Annotated in this window: 17 protein-coding genes; 12 read left to right on the top strand and 5 right to left on the bottom strand. The window is 69.4% G+C overall.

The annotated features are described in order from the left end of the window. Nucleotides 1–4: 4 nt before the first annotated feature. From tsaD to AC0L6G_RS09480, 3 genes are read left to right on the top strand one after another with little or no spacing between them, the layout of a single operon-like run. Nucleotides 5–1,162, top strand: coding sequence for a tRNA (adenosine(37)-N6)-threonylcarbamoyltransferase complex transferase subunit TsaD (gene tsaD / locus AC0L6G_RS09490; RefSeq protein ID WP_473253235.1), 1,158 nt, complete (start codon nucleotides 5–7; stop codon nucleotides 1,160–1,162). Between the two features lie 26 nt (nucleotides 1,163–1,188). Beyond that, nucleotides 1,189–2,187: an NAD(P)H-dependent glycerol-3-phosphate dehydrogenase gene (locus AC0L6G_RS09485; RefSeq protein ID WP_473253234.1), complete on the top strand. Its 999-nt coding sequence runs from the start codon at nucleotides 1,189–1,191 to the stop codon at nucleotides 2,185–2,187. Continuing rightward, on the top strand, nucleotides 2,180–2,557 hold the full coding sequence (locus AC0L6G_RS09480) for a Rieske (2Fe-2S) protein (protein WP_291536506.1): 378 nt from the start codon (nucleotides 2,180–2,182) through the stop codon (nucleotides 2,555–2,557). The genes AC0L6G_RS09485 and AC0L6G_RS09480 overlap by 8 nt, the downstream gene beginning before the upstream one ends. Nucleotides 2,558–2,565: 8 nt before the next feature. Here the strand turns inward: AC0L6G_RS09480 and ppk2 are convergent, their stop codons facing one another. After that, nucleotides 2,566–3,315 carry a polyphosphate kinase 2 gene (gene ppk2 / locus AC0L6G_RS09475; RefSeq protein ID WP_473252014.1) on the bottom strand — a complete coding sequence of 250 codons (750 nt, stop codon included), beginning with the start codon at nucleotides 3,313–3,315 and terminating at the stop codon, nucleotides 2,566–2,568. A gap of 108 nt (nucleotides 3,316–3,423) precedes the next feature. Here ppk2 and AC0L6G_RS09470 point away from each other — a divergent pair, with 108 nt between their 5' ends. The 3 genes from AC0L6G_RS09470 to AC0L6G_RS09460 all read left to right on the top strand — a co-directional run bounded on the left by AC0L6G_RS09470 (nucleotide 3,424) and on the right by AC0L6G_RS09460 (nucleotide 5,769). Continuing rightward, entirely contained in the window at nucleotides 3,424–4,548 is a 1,125-nt protein-coding gene (locus AC0L6G_RS09470; protein ID WP_473252013.1) for a serine hydrolase domain-containing protein, read from the top strand. A 58-nt stretch (nucleotides 4,549–4,606) separates the two neighbouring features. Next, entirely contained in the window at nucleotides 4,607–5,368 is a 762-nt protein-coding gene (locus tag AC0L6G_RS09465; RefSeq protein WP_473252012.1) for an extensin-like domain-containing protein, read from the top strand. A gap of 197 nt (nucleotides 5,369–5,565) precedes the next feature. Continuing rightward, the gene (locus AC0L6G_RS09460) at nucleotides 5,566–5,769 is read left to right on the top strand and encodes a cold-shock protein (RefSeq protein WP_291536502.1); all 204 of its coding nucleotides are present in this window, start codon (nucleotides 5,566–5,568) and stop codon (nucleotides 5,767–5,769) included. A gap of 59 nt (nucleotides 5,770–5,828) precedes the next feature. Here the strand turns inward: AC0L6G_RS09460 and AC0L6G_RS09455 are convergent, their stop codons facing one another. Genes AC0L6G_RS09455 through AC0L6G_RS09445 form a run of 3 tightly spaced genes read right to left on the bottom strand, consistent with a single transcriptional unit; the run spans nucleotide 5,829 to nucleotide 9,561 of the window. Then, nucleotides 5,829–6,761 carry a DMT family transporter gene (locus tag AC0L6G_RS09455; RefSeq protein WP_473252011.1) on the bottom strand — a complete coding sequence of 311 codons (933 nt, stop codon included), beginning with the start codon at nucleotides 6,759–6,761 and terminating at the stop codon, nucleotides 5,829–5,831. A 47-nt stretch (nucleotides 6,762–6,808) separates the two neighbouring features. Then, nucleotides 6,809–8,980 carry a histidine kinase dimerization/phosphoacceptor domain -containing protein gene (locus AC0L6G_RS09450; RefSeq protein WP_473252010.1) on the bottom strand — a complete coding sequence of 724 codons (2,172 nt, stop codon included), beginning with the start codon at nucleotides 8,978–8,980 and terminating at the stop codon, nucleotides 6,809–6,811. Continuing rightward, nucleotides 8,977–9,561 carry a biliverdin-producing heme oxygenase gene (locus AC0L6G_RS09445; protein ID WP_473252009.1) on the bottom strand — a complete coding sequence of 195 codons (585 nt, stop codon included), beginning with the start codon at nucleotides 9,559–9,561 and terminating at the stop codon, nucleotides 8,977–8,979. The genes AC0L6G_RS09450 and AC0L6G_RS09445 overlap by 4 nt, the downstream gene beginning before the upstream one ends. A 146-nt stretch (nucleotides 9,562–9,707) precedes the next feature. Here AC0L6G_RS09445 and AC0L6G_RS09440 point away from each other — a divergent pair, with 146 nt between their 5' ends. Continuing rightward, nucleotides 9,708–10,484 carry a transglutaminase-like domain-containing protein gene (locus AC0L6G_RS09440; protein ID WP_473252008.1) on the top strand — a complete coding sequence of 259 codons (777 nt, stop codon included), beginning with the start codon at nucleotides 9,708–9,710 and terminating at the stop codon, nucleotides 10,482–10,484. Between the two features lie 69 nt (nucleotides 10,485–10,553). Here the strand turns inward: AC0L6G_RS09440 and AC0L6G_RS09435 are convergent, their stop codons facing one another. Continuing rightward, the gene (locus AC0L6G_RS09435; RefSeq protein ID WP_291536496.1) at nucleotides 10,554–10,754 is read right to left on the bottom strand and encodes a hypothetical protein; all 201 of its coding nucleotides are present in this window, start codon (nucleotides 10,752–10,754) and stop codon (nucleotides 10,554–10,556) included. A gap of 140 nt (nucleotides 10,755–10,894) precedes the next feature. On the opposite strand from AC0L6G_RS09435, the gene AC0L6G_RS09430 reads away from it, so the two are divergent. From AC0L6G_RS09430 to ruvA, 5 genes are all read left to right on the top strand, one after another. Further along, nucleotides 10,895–11,668 carry a YebC/PmpR family DNA-binding transcriptional regulator gene (locus AC0L6G_RS09430; RefSeq protein WP_293828252.1) on the top strand — a complete coding sequence of 258 codons (774 nt, stop codon included), beginning with the start codon at nucleotides 10,895–10,897 and terminating at the stop codon, nucleotides 11,666–11,668. A gap of 155 nt (nucleotides 11,669–11,823) precedes the next feature. Continuing rightward, the gene (locus AC0L6G_RS09425) at nucleotides 11,824–12,342 is read left to right on the top strand and encodes a hemerythrin domain-containing protein (protein ID WP_473252007.1); all 519 of its coding nucleotides are present in this window, start codon (nucleotides 11,824–11,826) and stop codon (nucleotides 12,340–12,342) included. Nucleotides 12,343–12,388: 46 nt separating this feature from the next. Next, a complete protein-coding gene (locus tag AC0L6G_RS09420; RefSeq protein WP_473252006.1) occupies nucleotides 12,389–13,087 on the top strand; it encodes an MgtC/SapB family protein in 699 nt (232 codons plus the stop codon). Nucleotides 13,088–13,133: 46 nt separating this feature from the next. Beyond that, nucleotides 13,134–13,652: a crossover junction endodeoxyribonuclease RuvC gene (ruvC, locus tag AC0L6G_RS09415; RefSeq protein ID WP_293828256.1), complete on the top strand. Its 519-nt coding sequence runs from the start codon at nucleotides 13,134–13,136 to the stop codon at nucleotides 13,650–13,652. After that, nucleotides 13,649–14,266: a Holliday junction branch migration protein RuvA gene (ruvA, locus tag AC0L6G_RS09410; protein WP_473252005.1), complete on the top strand. Its 618-nt coding sequence runs from the start codon at nucleotides 13,649–13,651 to the stop codon at nucleotides 14,264–14,266. Before ruvC ends, ruvA begins: the two co-directional genes overlap by 4 nt. The last annotated feature ends 37 nt before the right edge of the window (nucleotides 14,267–14,303 follow it).

Genomic DNA, 14,303 nt, shown 5'->3' with positions numbered 1-14,303 from the left:
CCGGATGGAGATGTCCGCCGACTATAGCAGCGCCGACAAGTCGGCAACCCGGGCGGCGTCGGCACCGGATGTCCGAGCGCTGACGGTTCTGGGGCTGGAAACCAGTTGCGACGAGACGGCCGCCTCGGTGGTGCGTCTGCATCCTTCCGATCTGGGCGGCCGGGCCGAGGTCCTGTCCTCGGTGGTCCACAGCCAGATCGACGATCATGCGGCCTATGGCGGGGTGGTGCCGGAAATCGCGGCGCGCAGCCATGTCGAGATGATCGCCGAAGTGACGCGCCGCGCGATGGCCCAGGCGGACATGGCCTATGAGGCGCTGGACGGGATCGCGGCGACCGCCGGTCCGGGCCTGGTCGGCGGGGTCATGGTGGGCCTCAGCTTCGGCAAGGCGGCGGCCCTGGCGCGCGGCCTGCCGCTGGTCGCGGTCAATCATCTGGAGGGGCACGCGGTCTCGGCCCGGCTGGGGGCGGAGGTCGCCTATCCCTTCCTGTTGCTGCTGGCCTCGGGCGGGCATTGCCAGCTGCTGGAGGTGCGCGGCGTCGGCGACATGAGCCGGATCGGCGCCACCATCGACGACGCGGCCGGGGAGGCCTTCGACAAGATCGCCAAGGCCTTGGGCCTGGGCTACCCCGGCGGTCCGGCGCTGGAGAAGCTCGCGGTCAGCGGCGATCCCACGCGCTACGAACTTCCCCGCGCGCTGCTGGGCCGCAAGGACTGCGACTTCTCCTTCTCGGGCCTGAAGACCGCCGCCTTCCGCATCGCCCAGACCTGCCAGACCGAACAGGACAAGGCCGATCTCGCCGCCGCCGTCCAGGCCGCCATCGCCCGGCAGCTGGCCGAGCGGTCCGAGCGGGCGATGAAGGACTACGCCGAGACGAGCGATCACAGGCTTTTCGTGGTGGCGGGCGGGGTCGCGGCCAACAAGACGATCCGCGCCACGCTTCAGGCGGCTGCGGCGAAACACGGCTTCGACTTCCTGGCCCCGCCGATGGCCTATTGCACCGACAATGCGGCCATGATCGCCCTGGCGGGCGCCGAGCGGCTGGCGCTCGGCCTGACCAGCGACATCGACGTGGTCGCCCGGCCGCGCTGGCCGCTGGACGAAGCGCGCGCCCTGGCCGATCCTTCGCACAAGCCGGGCCGCAAGGGCGCGAAAGCATGACCAAAGAAACCGCCACGGGAGGGCGCATGGAATTCCGCACGGCAGGGGTGATCGGCGCCGGCGCGTGGGGCACGGCCCTGGCCCAGGTCTGCGTCCGGGCGGGTCTGGACACGACGCTTCAGGCGCGCGAGCCGCAGTTGGTCGACACCCTGCGGGCCACGCGGGCCAACGACCTCTATCTGCCCGGCGTGCCCCTGGCCGACGAACTGAGGTTCACTTCCGATCTGGCGAACCTGGGCGGCTGCGACCTGATCCTGGCCGTGCCGCCGGCCCAGCATATGCGCGCCACCCTGACGGCCTTCGCGCCCCATCACCGGGCGGGCGCGCCGGTGGTGCTGTGCTCCAAGGGGGTCGAGCGCGGCACGATGAAGCTGATGACCGAGGTGTTGGCCGAGACCCTGCCGGACGCGCCGGCCGCCGTCCTGTCCGGCCCCAGTTTCGCCGGCGAGGTGGCGCGCGGGCTGCCCACCGCCGTCACTCTGGCCTGCGCCGACGAGGCCTTGGGGCAGGCCTTGCTGAACACCCTGTCGGCCCCGGGCTTCCGGCCCTATATGGCGACCGATCTGATCGGGGCCGAGGCGGGCGGGGCGCTGAAGAACGTGCTGGCCATCGCCTGCGGCATCTCCGAAGGACGTCAGCTGGGCCGCAGCGCTCACGCCGCCCTGATCACGCGCGGCTTCGCCGAAATGACCCGCCTCGCCGTCGCCATGGGCGGCCAGGCCGAGACGGTGGCGGGCCTGTGCGGCCTGGGCGACCTGGTTCTGACCTGCTCCAGCCCCCAGTCGCGCAACATGAGCCTGGGTCTGGCCCTGGGCCAGGGACAGACGGTCGAACAGGCCCTGGCCGGAAAGCGGTCGGTGGCCGAAGGTTACGAGAGCGCGCCGGCGGTGCGCGAACTGGCTGGGCGGCTGGGCGTGGAGATCCCGATCTCCGAAGGGGTCGCCGCCCTGCTGGCCGGCGAGATCACGGTCGACGGCCTGATCGACGGCCTTCTGTCGCGCCCGCTGAAGGCCGAGCGTGTCTGAGGACGTCGCGACAGAACGCAAACGGGTGTGGAAGACGCCGCCTGGCGTGGCCCTGTGCGCCGAGGCCGACATCGCCGACCCCGGCTCGCGCGGCTTCGTGCTGCAGATCGGCGAGGCCTTCTTCCACGGTTTCGTGGTGCGAAAGGACGGGCGGGTCGCCGGCTGGGTCGACCGCTGCCCCCATGCGGGCTTTCCCATCGCCATGGAGATCGACCGCTATCTGACGCCCGACGGCGCGCTGATCCTGTGCGGCTGGCATGGGGCGGTGTTCGAGCCGCTGACCGGCGAGTGCAGGGGCGGCCCCTGCGCGGGCGGGCGGCTGACGCCCTGGCCGGTCGCGGCCTCGGGCGGGATGGTCCGCACCGCCTGACCGGCGGATCAGCGCGCCAACCGACCCTTGGCCTTTTCGGCCGCGAAGACCACGTTCGGGTCCGGCTTCTCGATCGGCATGTCGGTGTGTTTCAGCACCGACAGCACGAACCGGCCGATGTTCAGCCGCGCGGTCTTCTTGTCGTCGGTGGCCACCACGGTCCAGGGCGCATAGTCCCGGTTCGTCTCGTCCAGCATCCGGTCGCGCGCGTCGGAATAGGCGTCGAACCGCGCCTCGGCCTCGGCGTCCAGCGACGACAGCTTGAACTTCTTCAGCGGATCGGTGCGCCGTTCCTTCAGACGCTTGGCCTGCTCCTGGCGCGAAATGTCCAGCCATATCTTGATCAGGATTACGCCGTCGTCGGTCAGCATCCGCTCGAAGCGCGGGGCGTCGGTCATGAACTGGGCGTATTGCTCGGGCGTGCAATAGCCCATCACCGGCTCCACCCCCGCGCGATTGTACCAGGAGCGGTTGAAGATCACCGTCTCGCCCGCCGCCGGAAGGTGCGGGACATATCGCTGGAAATACCACTGGCTGGTTTCGCGGTCGCTGGGCTTGGGCAGGGCGACGACGCGGGTCTGGCGCGGCGACATATATTCGGTCAGCCGCTTGATGGCCCCGTCCTTGCCGGCCGTGTCGCGGCCTTCCAGCACGATGACCACGCGCGAGCCGTGTTCGATGCTCCAGGCCTGGGTCTGGACGATGGCCAGCTGAATCTGCGCCAGTTCGGCGTCATAGGCGTCGGATTTCTTTCCCATGACGGGAGAGTGGGCCGGATGCGCCATGGGGGCAAGCGGCGGACGATACGATCTCCACGCCGGGGCGCGGTTTCGCGCTAAGGTCGGAGGACTTCGGAGGAGAACCGCATGGCGCCGAATCGTCGAGACATGATGGCCGCAGGGGCCGCGACCGTCCTGTTGGGCGCGCGCCCGGCCTTGGCGCGGGACGCGACGCGATATGACGCCGTCCTGGACGCCGCCTTCGCCGACCAGGCGCCCGTCGCCTTGGCCGGGGCGGTGACGACGCGCAAGGGGCTGATCTGGTCCGGGGTGCGCGGCGTGCGACGCTTGGGGGGAGACGATCCGGCGACATTGGATGATCGCTGGCATCTGGGGTCCAACACCAAGGCCATGACGGCTGCCCTGTTCGGTCGGCTGGTCGAACAGAGGCGAGCGCGTTGGGACGCCCCTCTGGACGAACTGTTTCCCGGCGTCACGATCCATTCCGGCTGGGACGGAACGACGGTCCGGGACTTCATGGGCCATAGGGCCGGTGTGAAGGACGCGGCGGCCCTGGGCATGCCCTTCTTCATGACTGCGCGCGCCGATCCGCGATCCCTGCCGGAACAGAGGGCGGCCCTGGTCGAACGGGTGCTGGGCGCGCCGCCGGCGGGCGCGAAAGGCGTCTATGACTACAGCAACGCCAGCTACATGATCGTCGGCGCCGCGATCGAAAGGTTCGTCGGCGTCGCTTGGGAAGAGGCGATGCAGGCCGAGGTTTACGCCCCGCTGGGTCTGGCCAGCGGCGGGTTCGGCGCGCCGCGCGAGAATGCGGCGGGCGGGCCCAACGCCTGGGGGCATCGGGGCGCCGGCGCCGGACGGGTCGCGATGGACCCTGCCGATCCTGGCGCGGACAATCCGCTGGCGCTGGGGCCGGCGGGCACGGCGCACATGACGCTGGACGACTACGCCAAATGGCTGGGGGTGTTTCTGAACGACGGCGCCGGCTGGATCGGGCCGTCGACCCTCGCCGCCCTGAGGACGCCCCTGGCGGGCGAGGGCGCGCCTTACGGCTTGGGCTGGATCGTGTCGCCGCAGCGGGCCTGGTCGAAGGGGCCGGTCCTGACCCACGACGGGTCGAACACCCTGTGGTATGTGACGGCGGCGGCGGCGCCGGAGCTGGGCGCGGCCTTCGTCGCCCTGACGAACCAGGGCGACGGCGCGGCGGCGACCGGGCTGATGTCGGGACTGGTCCGCGCATTCGCGGCGTGAACGCATTCCGCCGAGCAGCGTTTGCCAGCGGGGCCGTTTCCGGCCGTGACGGGGCGCAATGAAACGCGATCTGGCCGAGATGTGGAACCTGGTCTGGGAGATCGGCCTGCTGCTCTGCGCCGGTTTCGCCCTGCTGAACGTCTTCGCCCCGCCCCAGGATCTGCCTTGGAAACCGCTGGACCTGAACCGCCCGGTGGGCGGGGCGACGGCGGCCAAGGTCGCGGCCTTCGAGGTGGACGCCGCCGCCCCCGCCGAGACCTTGGAACAGGCGACAGAGGCCTGCATGAAGGCGCTGCGCGACGCGGGCGTCCGGGTGGAACGGGCCGCCGACCGCGACGACGGCGGCTTTTGCGTGGTGCGCGGCGCGGTGCGGATCGCAGGCGGAGCGGTCACGCCCCTGGCCCCCGCCAATGTGGTCATGCAGTGCCCGCTGGCGGTCCGCTACGTCATCTGGGATCGTCAGGTGCTGCGGCCCGCAGCGCGCGATGAAATGGGGTCGGAACCGGCGCGGGTCCAGAACTATGGGACCTACTCCTGCCGCCGCATCTACGGCTCCCAGGACGAAGGCGAGCGGCCCAGCGAACACGCGCGCGCCAACGCCTTGGACGTCGCCGCCGTCACCCTGAAGGACGGGCGCACGATCAGCGTGCTGGACGACTGGCGCGGCGAGGGGCCGGCGGGCCAGTCGGGGTCCCGCTTCCTGCATCAGGTCCGCGACGGGGCGTGTCGCCTGTTCTCCACGGTGCTGACGCCGGACTACAACGCCGCCCACGCCAATCACCTGCACATCGACGGGGCTTCGAGGGGCGTCTGTCGTTAAGGCTGAATGCGGCGCGCGCGAATCGCTTTCGCTGTTGACCGTCTGGAAAAGCCGGGTGACAACATTGGGGCAGTCCGGATTTCGCGTGGGGTCCACACCCGCGTTTCGCTCCTTCGCCTGAACGAGCTGTCCAGATGGATTGTCGGATCACCTTGAGAGGGATCCGCCTGGAAAAGCGCGTTTACGGAGACGCAGACATGGCGACCGGCACGGTCAAGTGGTTCAACCCCACCAAGGGCTACGGCTTTATCCAGCCCGACAGCGGCGGCTCGGACGTGTTCGTTCACGTCACCGCCGTCCAGAAGGCTGGCCTTCAGGGCCTCGATGAAAACGCCAAGGTCGAATACGAGCTGGAAAACCAGCGCGGCAAGACCTCGGCCGTGGACCTCAAGCTCCTCTAAGTCGAACGGCCTTCAAAAGGCTGAGACAGGCGCGGCGGCCTTGGCTTCCGCGCCTGTTTTTATTCGGCCTTCGGGCTCGCCTCGACCCGTTGCGAGCGCTGGGCCAGGACGACGGCGCCCAACACCAGGACCCCGCCCAGGGCCTGGATCGGCGTCAGGGTCTCGCCGAACACCCACCAGCCCAGCAAGGCCGCGACCATCGGCTGGATCAGGATGGTGACGGCCGTGACCGAGGCGGGCAGGCGGCCCAGGGCCCAGGCGACGCCTCCCTGACCGAACACGTGCATCACCCCCATGGCGATGCAGGCGCCCCAGCCGGCCAGGCTGGCGGGCGCGATGTCCTCGCCCAGCGCCAAGGCGACGATCAGCAACAGGGGCGCGCCCAGCAGGGTGGCCCAGAAGGTGATGCGCATGGCGCCGGCGGTGGCGCGCGCGGCCTTCACCGCCAGGAAATAGCCCGAATACCAGACCGCGACCGACAGGGAGAAGACATCGCCCAGCGGCGGATTGGTCCCCTGGCCCCCGTCCGCCCCCGCCGCCATCGCCAGGGCGCCGCCCATGGCCAGAGCCAGGGCGACCAGGAACAGCCGGCGCGGCCGTTCCTTCAGCACCACCCAGCCGAACAGCGTCACCACCACCGGCGTCAGGTTGCACAGCACGGTCGCATTGGCCACCGAGGTCACGACGATGCCGTAGTGCCAGAAGCTGAGATCCAGGGCGAAGAACAGGCCGGCCAGCAGGGCCCATTTCGACGGCGTCGCGATCCCGCCCGGCTCGCGTGCGGCCAGTACCGTCAACAGGGGCAGGGCGAACAGGAAGCGCCAGAAGCCGGCGGCGGCCGGTCCCGTCTCGGTCAGACGCACCAGGATCGGCGCCAAGCCCAGAACGCAGGCGGCGATCAGCAGGACGATCAGGGCGAAGGCGCGCGGAGAGGGGCGCAGGAACGAAGGCCGGGAAGATCGCGGGGAAGATCGCGGGGGCGGGGCGGACATGGCCGGGCTCTTACGCCGCCCTGCGACCCGACGCCACAGCCCGCCGGTCAAATCAGCGGGTCGATCCGCGCCTTCAGGGTGACGGCCAGGCCGGGGCCGCGATCCCGATAGTCGATGGCGCCTTCCAACTGGCCGACCAGGCTCTGGATCATCATCGAGCCGAACCCCTTGCCGGCCAGATGGCCGCCGCCGCCTTCGTCCTCGACCGTCAGGCGGAAGTTGGCTCCATCCGCCGCCAAGGCGATGCGCAACGGGCCGGGCCTGCCCCGATAGGCGTATTTCTGGGCGTTGATGATCAGTTCGGTCAGGATCAGGCCGATGGTCACGGCGCGGCCAGCCTGGATGTCGACCGGCGCCAGGTCCGTCTCGGTGGCGGCGGCCCAATCCGGTCCCATGCTGGCGGTCAGGTCGGCGACCAGTTCGCCGATATAGCGGCCCATGTCGATGGTGGTGGCGTTCTCGCCGATGTACAACAGGCTGTGCACGGCCGAGACCGCCCGCACGCGCCGCCGCGCCTCGTTCAAGGCCGTCGCCGCCGGCCCCGTCTGCTCGCGCGCCTGAAGTCCCAGGAAGCTGGACACCAGGGTCAGGCTGTTCTGGACCCGATGGTTCACCTCGCGGATCAGATACTGCTGCTGCTCCAGCCGCAGGTCGCGCTCGGAAAGACTGTCCAGCAACGACCGGTTCAGCCGCCTCAGCTGGTCGATGGCGGCGTAGTCGGCCAGGGCGTCGCGCAGCCGTGCGGCGGATTCGACGGCGGCGGGCGACCAGCGCCGTGCGCGGCCCGCCACCTCCTCGGACCAGCTCTCGAACGAGGCGCGGGGCGTCAGGACGGCGTTGGGGCCGGTCTTGCGCGCGGTTTCGGGATCGCCGGCCCAGCGCACCGTCTCCAGCACCTCGGCGCGGAACCACAGGATCGACAGCGGATGCTCGATCGGAAGCGCGACGGCCAGCAAGCCGCTGCCGTGGGTGGTCCAGGCCCTGGCCTCGGGCAGGACGGTGGAAAGGGCGTGGGTGAACACGGGGCGGACGCCCGGCCGTTCCGCCGCCCAGGCGGCGATGCGGCGAACGCCGTCGACCGGCGGCGTATGGCCGAAGGTCCTGATCTCGCCCTCGGACACGATGGCCAGACCGTCCGCCCCGGTCAGCTGCATCAGCGGTTCGGCGCGCTCGGCCAGGGCGACGTCCAGCGGCCTGTCGGCCGGCAGGCGCGCGATCAGTTCGTCCTCCAGCCGGCGCAGGCGCGTCCGGTCCCGATAAAGCTCGGCGTCGCTCTTGGCCTTCAACTGGCGCGCCAGATTCCGCGCCAGGGTCGTGCAGCCGACGCGCAGTTCGAACGGCAGCAGCTTGGGCGAGGCGTTGTGGCAGGCGACCAGCCCCCACAGGGCGTCGTCGACGATGATGGACACCGAGGCCGAGGCCCGCACGTCCATGTTCCGCAGATACTGCAGATGAACCGGCGACACTGACCGCAGGCCGCTGTCGCTCATGTCCAGCGGCGGTTCGCCGGAGATGACGGGGCGCAACGGCTGGGGGACGTAGCGGCTGTCGGGGATGACGCGAACGGGATTGCGCAGATAAAGGGCGCGGGCCTGGCGCGGAATGTCTGTGGCGGGAAAATGATGGTTCAGGAACGATCCGGCCCCCTCGGCGCGGGATTCGGCCACCACACGGCCGGCCTCGTCGTCCTGGAACCGATAGATCATCACCCGGTCGAAGCCGGTCAGGCGGCGAAACGCCTCGGCCGCCCGGTCGCACAGGCCCTGAACGCTCGCCGCCCGTTCCAGGGCTGCTCCTGCGGTGTCCAGACCGGCGACCAGTTCGACGCCCAGCCGGGCCTGCTGCGAGCTTTGCTCGACCTCGATGATCATCAGATCGCCGGGCGGGCCGGACCTGTCGCCCGGCACCCTATGGACGACGACGTCGTACTCCAGCCGATTGGCCGCCCGCCACCGGCAGGCGAACCCGGCTTCCTGCAGGGCCGCCATCGAGCGGATGCGGCGATCCAGCGCGTCGCCCAGGATGTCTCCTACCGAGGCGCCGATCCAGGCGTCGCGTCCGGTCAGCTGTTCAATCGGACCGGCGCCCTGGCGAACGGTAAGCGATCGCAGGTCCAACACCAGCAAGAAGCCGTGCGGCTGGATCGACCCCGGAACATGGATCGGCTCCCGGTCGCACTGGGTCAGGTCCGGCCCGGCCTGATCGAGAGGCTCGGTCATGCGGCCTCCCGGGCGGGAACGCGCAGGGTGTGGCGTGCAAAGGCGAAGCCGTCGACACCGCCCTTGACGATCTGGTCGATGTCGGCGCGCCCGGCGGCGCAGGCCGCGTCCATCAAGGTCATGAAGGCGCGCCAGCGTGCGCCCGTCTCTTCGCCATAGGGATCGAGAAAATCCAAACCGTCCAGGCCAAGGCCATCGGCCGCAAGCCGCCGACGGATGATCCGTCCGCCCAGCATGGAGCCTTCAGCCACATAGACCCAGCCCAGGGCTTGTCCCGCCGTGCCGGGGCCTTCGGCAGAGGCGGCAGGGGGCGGCGTCAGGCCCAGCGCCGCCAGATCCCGCACGATCCCGTCTGCGCGGGAGCGGGGTTCGAAATCGCCGCCGACCGCGGCGTTCAGCCGGGCGACCTGGATATGGCTGACGGGCTCCAGCCCCGCATGAAAACGATAAAAGGCCGCGACCGTAGCCGGCCGTGTGCGAACATCGGCCAGACGCGCCTCGATCCGGGCCTCGATTTCGAGCTTGTCGTGGGCGGCGGCGGTGGCTTCCCGAAGGGCGAGGAGAACAGGGGAAGCACTCATGGGTTCAGATTAACACACTGTGTTGTCTTGTCGATTTTCTCGGAAGCGCGGGCGCGCTAGAAGGCGTGACGCTGAACGGAACGGCTCAGGTCGCCTGACGTTCAGCAGCGTCTCTCTTTTTATCGCTGGCTGGATCGGTCGCCCTCATGAAACTGCGCGTGCGCGCCGAGCTCGTCTATCGCTTCGATCCGCCGACGGACGCCATCTACAAGATCCAGGTGGCCCACTGGCCCGGTCAGGACATTCTGGAGGAAAGCCTGACCTTCGATCCCCCGGTCCAGTTTCACGAGGACGAGGACGTCGATTTCGGCGCGCGCACCTTGCGCTGCCATGTCTCGGGCGAAGTGACGCTGACCTATCACGCCCTGGTCGACAACGGCGTGCTGAAGGGCCTGCCGCCCGAGGTGTCGCAGCACGACTGGGGCGAACTGCCGGCCGAGGTTCTGCCCTATCTCCAGCCCAGCCGCTATTGCCCCTCGGACCAGTTCGGCCGCTTCGTGGCGCGCGAGTTCGGCGACACCGCCGGCGGGGCGCGGGTGCTGGCCATCCTGAACTGGATCACCGAACACGTCGATTACGAGCATGGGGTGTCGGACACCGAAACGACGGCGGCGCGCACCTTCATCGACCGCGCCGGGGTATGCCGCGACTTCACCCACCTGGGCATGACGCTGTGCCGAGCCTCGGGCATTCCGGCGCGTGCGGTCAGCGCCTTCGCTCACCAACTGGAGCCGCCCGATTTCCACGCCATCTTCGAGGTCTGGCTGGACAACGGCTGGTGGCTGGTCGATGCGACGGGCCTGGCGCCGGTCGAAGGCCTGGTGCGGATCGCCTGCGGCCGGGACGCCGCCGACATCGCCTTCCTGACCACCCAGGAGCGCTGCCAGATGGTGCGTCAGTCGGTGACGGTGGAGGCGGCCTGAGGATCCTGTTTGCGGTCATCCTCGCGAAAGCAGGAACCTGCTTCGCGGGCTAGAGGATGAAAGACGGCGTCAGTCGTCCAGGCGGCCGATCAGGAACAGGGCGCCGACGGCGGCGAGGGCGCCCAGGGTGAATGCGGCGACGACGGCGCCGGCGGCGACGGCGGTGGAGACGGTGACGGGACGGGCTTCGTACCATTCGACGATGTCGGCCTCGTGCAGGTCGTCGTCGGCATAGCCTTCAGCTTCGTAGATGGTGTCGTCGGCGGTCATGACTTTACGCTCCGTCTTTCTCGTCGGGATCAATACGCGCAAACGGTCGAGGTTCCACCCCTGCGACCCATCGTGACAGGATGCCGCCCATCGTTTAGGAGGCGCGGCTCAAGGTTTCAGAACGCGCAAAAGACGATCCCATGGCCGGCCATTCGAAATTCAAGAACATCATGCACCGCAAGGGGCGCGCCGATGCGCAGCGCTCCAAGCTGTTCTCCAAACTGTCGCGCGACATCACCGTGGCGGCCAAGTCGGGCCTGCCCGATCCGGCGGCGAACCCGCGCCTGCGCCTGGCGGTCAACAACGCCAAGGCCGAAAGCCTGCCCAAGGACGTGATCCAGCGCGCCATCAACAAGGCCGCCGGCGGCGACGTCGATACGATGGAGGAGGTCCGCTACGAGGGCCGGGGTCCGGGCGGGGTCGGCATCATCGTCGAAGCCCTGACCGACAACCGCAACCGCGCGGCGTCCAACATCGGCACGGCCTTCAAGAAGAACGGCGGGGCGCTGGGCGAGATGAACTCGGTCGCCTTCATGTGGGACAAGGTCGGCAAGATCGTCTATCCGGCCGAGGCGGGCAGCGAGGACGCGGTGATGGAGGCCGCCATCGAGGCCGGCGCCCAGGACGTCGAGAGCGATCTGGTCAAGCCCGACATCTACGAGGACGCGCCGGGCCATGTGATCTGGACCGCCTACGAGGACCTGAACGAGGTGGCCGAGGCCATGTCCAAGGTGCTGGGCGATCCCAAGTCCACCGCCATCGTCTGGAAGCCCCAGTCCGAAGTGCCGGTCACGGGCGAGGCGGTCGGGACCCTGTTCAAGCTGCTGGACGCGCTGGACGCCGAAGACGACGTCTCGGCCGTCTATTCCAACGAGGACGTGTCAGACGAGGACGCCGCCAAATACGCGGGGTGATGGGCGGCGCGACCGATCTGATCGCGGCGGCTGACGCGGCCTTGGGCGAAGAGGTCTCGCGCGACCACATCCCCAAATAGGGCGCGAGTCGTTCTCACGGAACCGGGTCTGGCGCCGGGCGTAACGAGGCTTCACCGTTACGCCCGGAGCGACCCATGGACATCACCCAGCTGATCCTCGACGACCATGCCGAACAGCGCCGGCTGTTCTCGATCATCGAGCAGATCGACCCCAAGGACACCGAGGCGTTGAGCGCGGTCTGGCTGAGGCTGTCGGCCTTTCTGGACGTCCACGCCGAGGCCGAGGAGCGGTTCTTCTATCCCGAACTGCTGAAACAGGGCGAAGGCGCCAACGACGCCGAGGACGGCACGGTCGAGGGCGAGACCGAGGACGCCATCGAGGACCACAACAAGCTGCGCAATGCCGTCAAGGCGGTGGAAAAGCACGCGGTCGGGACCAAGGCCTGGTTCGAGGCGGTGGGCGAAGCCAATGTGGTCAACTCCAAACATATGGGCGAGGAGGAGCGGCAGGGTCTGACCGACTTCCGCATCAACGCCGATATCGCCACGCGGCACGCCCTGGCGGTCAAGTTCGCAGCCTTCGAGGCCGAGCACATCACCGGGGTCAAGCCGGTCAACAAGGACCCCGAAACCTATGTCGAGCAACACGGCTGATCATCCGGGTGCGGAACGTGAAGTCTGGCCGCGTCGTTGAAGGCGGATGAACCTGGGCAGTCTTGAAGGCGCGGTCCTGCCGATCCTGGGCGCGCTGGTCGCGGGCGGGGTGATCGGCTTCGAACGCGAATGGCGCGGGCGGGCGGCGGGCCTGCGCACACATATCCTGGTCAGCCTGGCCTCGGCGCTGCTGATGGTGGCGGCCATGTCGCAGGCGGACTGGGCGTTCCGCGCCCTGCCGGACGAGAACATCGTCACCGATCCGACGCGCATGGCGCACGGGGTGCTGACCGGCATCGGCTTCCTGTGCGCCGGGGTGATCTTCCGCACCGGGTTTTCGATCCACGGCCTGACGACGGCGGCCTCGCTGTGGATCACCTCGGCCATCGGCCTGCTGTTCGGCGCGGGTCTCTATGCGTTAGGCGCGGCGGCGACGGGGGTGACGGCGGCGATCCTGGTCGGACTGCGGCTGATCAGCGGACGGCTGCCGGCGCGGACGGTGGTGGACGTCGAAATCTGCTGGGAGCGGCGCGAGGCGTCGCCCGAACCGGCCGTCGAGACGGCGCTGAAAGGCATAGACGCCGACGCGCGCCACGACCGTTTCGAACTGTTCGACGACGGCGCGAAGGTGCGGCGCAGCTGGCGGCTGAAAGCGGCGGAGGAGGGCCAGCTGAAGCGGCTGGCCGAACAGCTGTGCGCCATCCCTGGCGTGGTCGCCTATCGGCTGGACCCGCGCGACGACTGAAACCGTTCATTGCCCGCTAACCCTCTTTGCGGCATGAGGGGAACGGATGGCGAACGAACCGATCAGAATCATCGGCCTGGACCCGGGCCTTCGGCGCACCGGATGGGGGGTGATCGCGGCCGAAGGGTCACGGCTGCGCTGGATCGCGCACGGGGTGGTGACGCCGCCCGAGGCCGCGCCCTTCGCCGAGCGCCTGGTGCATCTGCTGGACCATGTGGGAGCGATCTGCGCCGACCACGGCTGCGAGGAGGCGGCGGTGGAGGAGGTGTTCGTCAATGTGAACCCGTCCTCGACCCTGAAGCTGGGCCATGCGCGGGCGGCGGTAATGCTGGCGCCGGCCAAGGCGGGGCTGGCGGTCGCGGAATATTCGCCGAACCTGATCAAGAAGGCGGTGGTGGGCGCCGGCCACGCCGACAAGAGCCAGATCGCCTTCATGGTCAAGCGGCTGCTGCCGACCGCCGGGGACGTGAAGGCGGACGCGGCGGACGCCTTGGCCGTGGCCATCACCCATGCGCAGTTGAGGAAACGGTCCTTGCTGGAAGCGATGACGCGGGGCGCGGCGTGATCGGGCGTCTGAGAGGGGTGCTGGCCGAGGTCGGGGAGGCGGACTGCCTGATCGACTGCGCGGGCGTGGGCTATGTGGCGACGTGCGGGGCGCGGACGCTGGGGCGGCTGCCGGCGCCGGGCGACGAGGCGACGCTTCACATCCATTCGCAATGGAGCGAGGACGCGGGGCCGCGCCTGTACGGTTTTCTGACGCGCGACGAGCGGCGGGCCTTTGCGACCCTGCTGGCCATCCAGGGGGTGGGTCCGAAGGCGGCGCTGGCGGTGCTGGACGTGCTGCCGCCGGGCGAGCTGGCCGGGGCGGTGGCGCGCGAGGACAAGGCGGCGGTGGCGCGGGCCAGCGGCGTGGGGCCGAAATTGGCGCTGCGGATCGTCACCGAACTGAAGGGCAAGGCGCTGGGCGAGGTCAGCTTTGCTCCCCATGCGCCGGGGATGCACGTCGAGGTCGCGCCTTCCCCGCCGTCGCTGACCGGCGAGGCGGTCTCGGCCCTGCTGGGCCTGGGCGTGGTCGAGGTCAATGCGCGCCGGGCGGTCGACCAAGCCCTGATCCGGCTGGGCGAGGAGGCCGATCTGTCGGCGGTGATCCGCGCGGCCCTGCAGGAGTTGGGGCGGTGATTTTGGAGTGGCGAGTGGCGAGTGGCGAGTGGCGAGA

Source organism: Brevundimonas sp. D3-1P (assembly GCF_055809335.1).
This window is presented reverse-complemented; position numbering and strand designations above follow the sequence as displayed.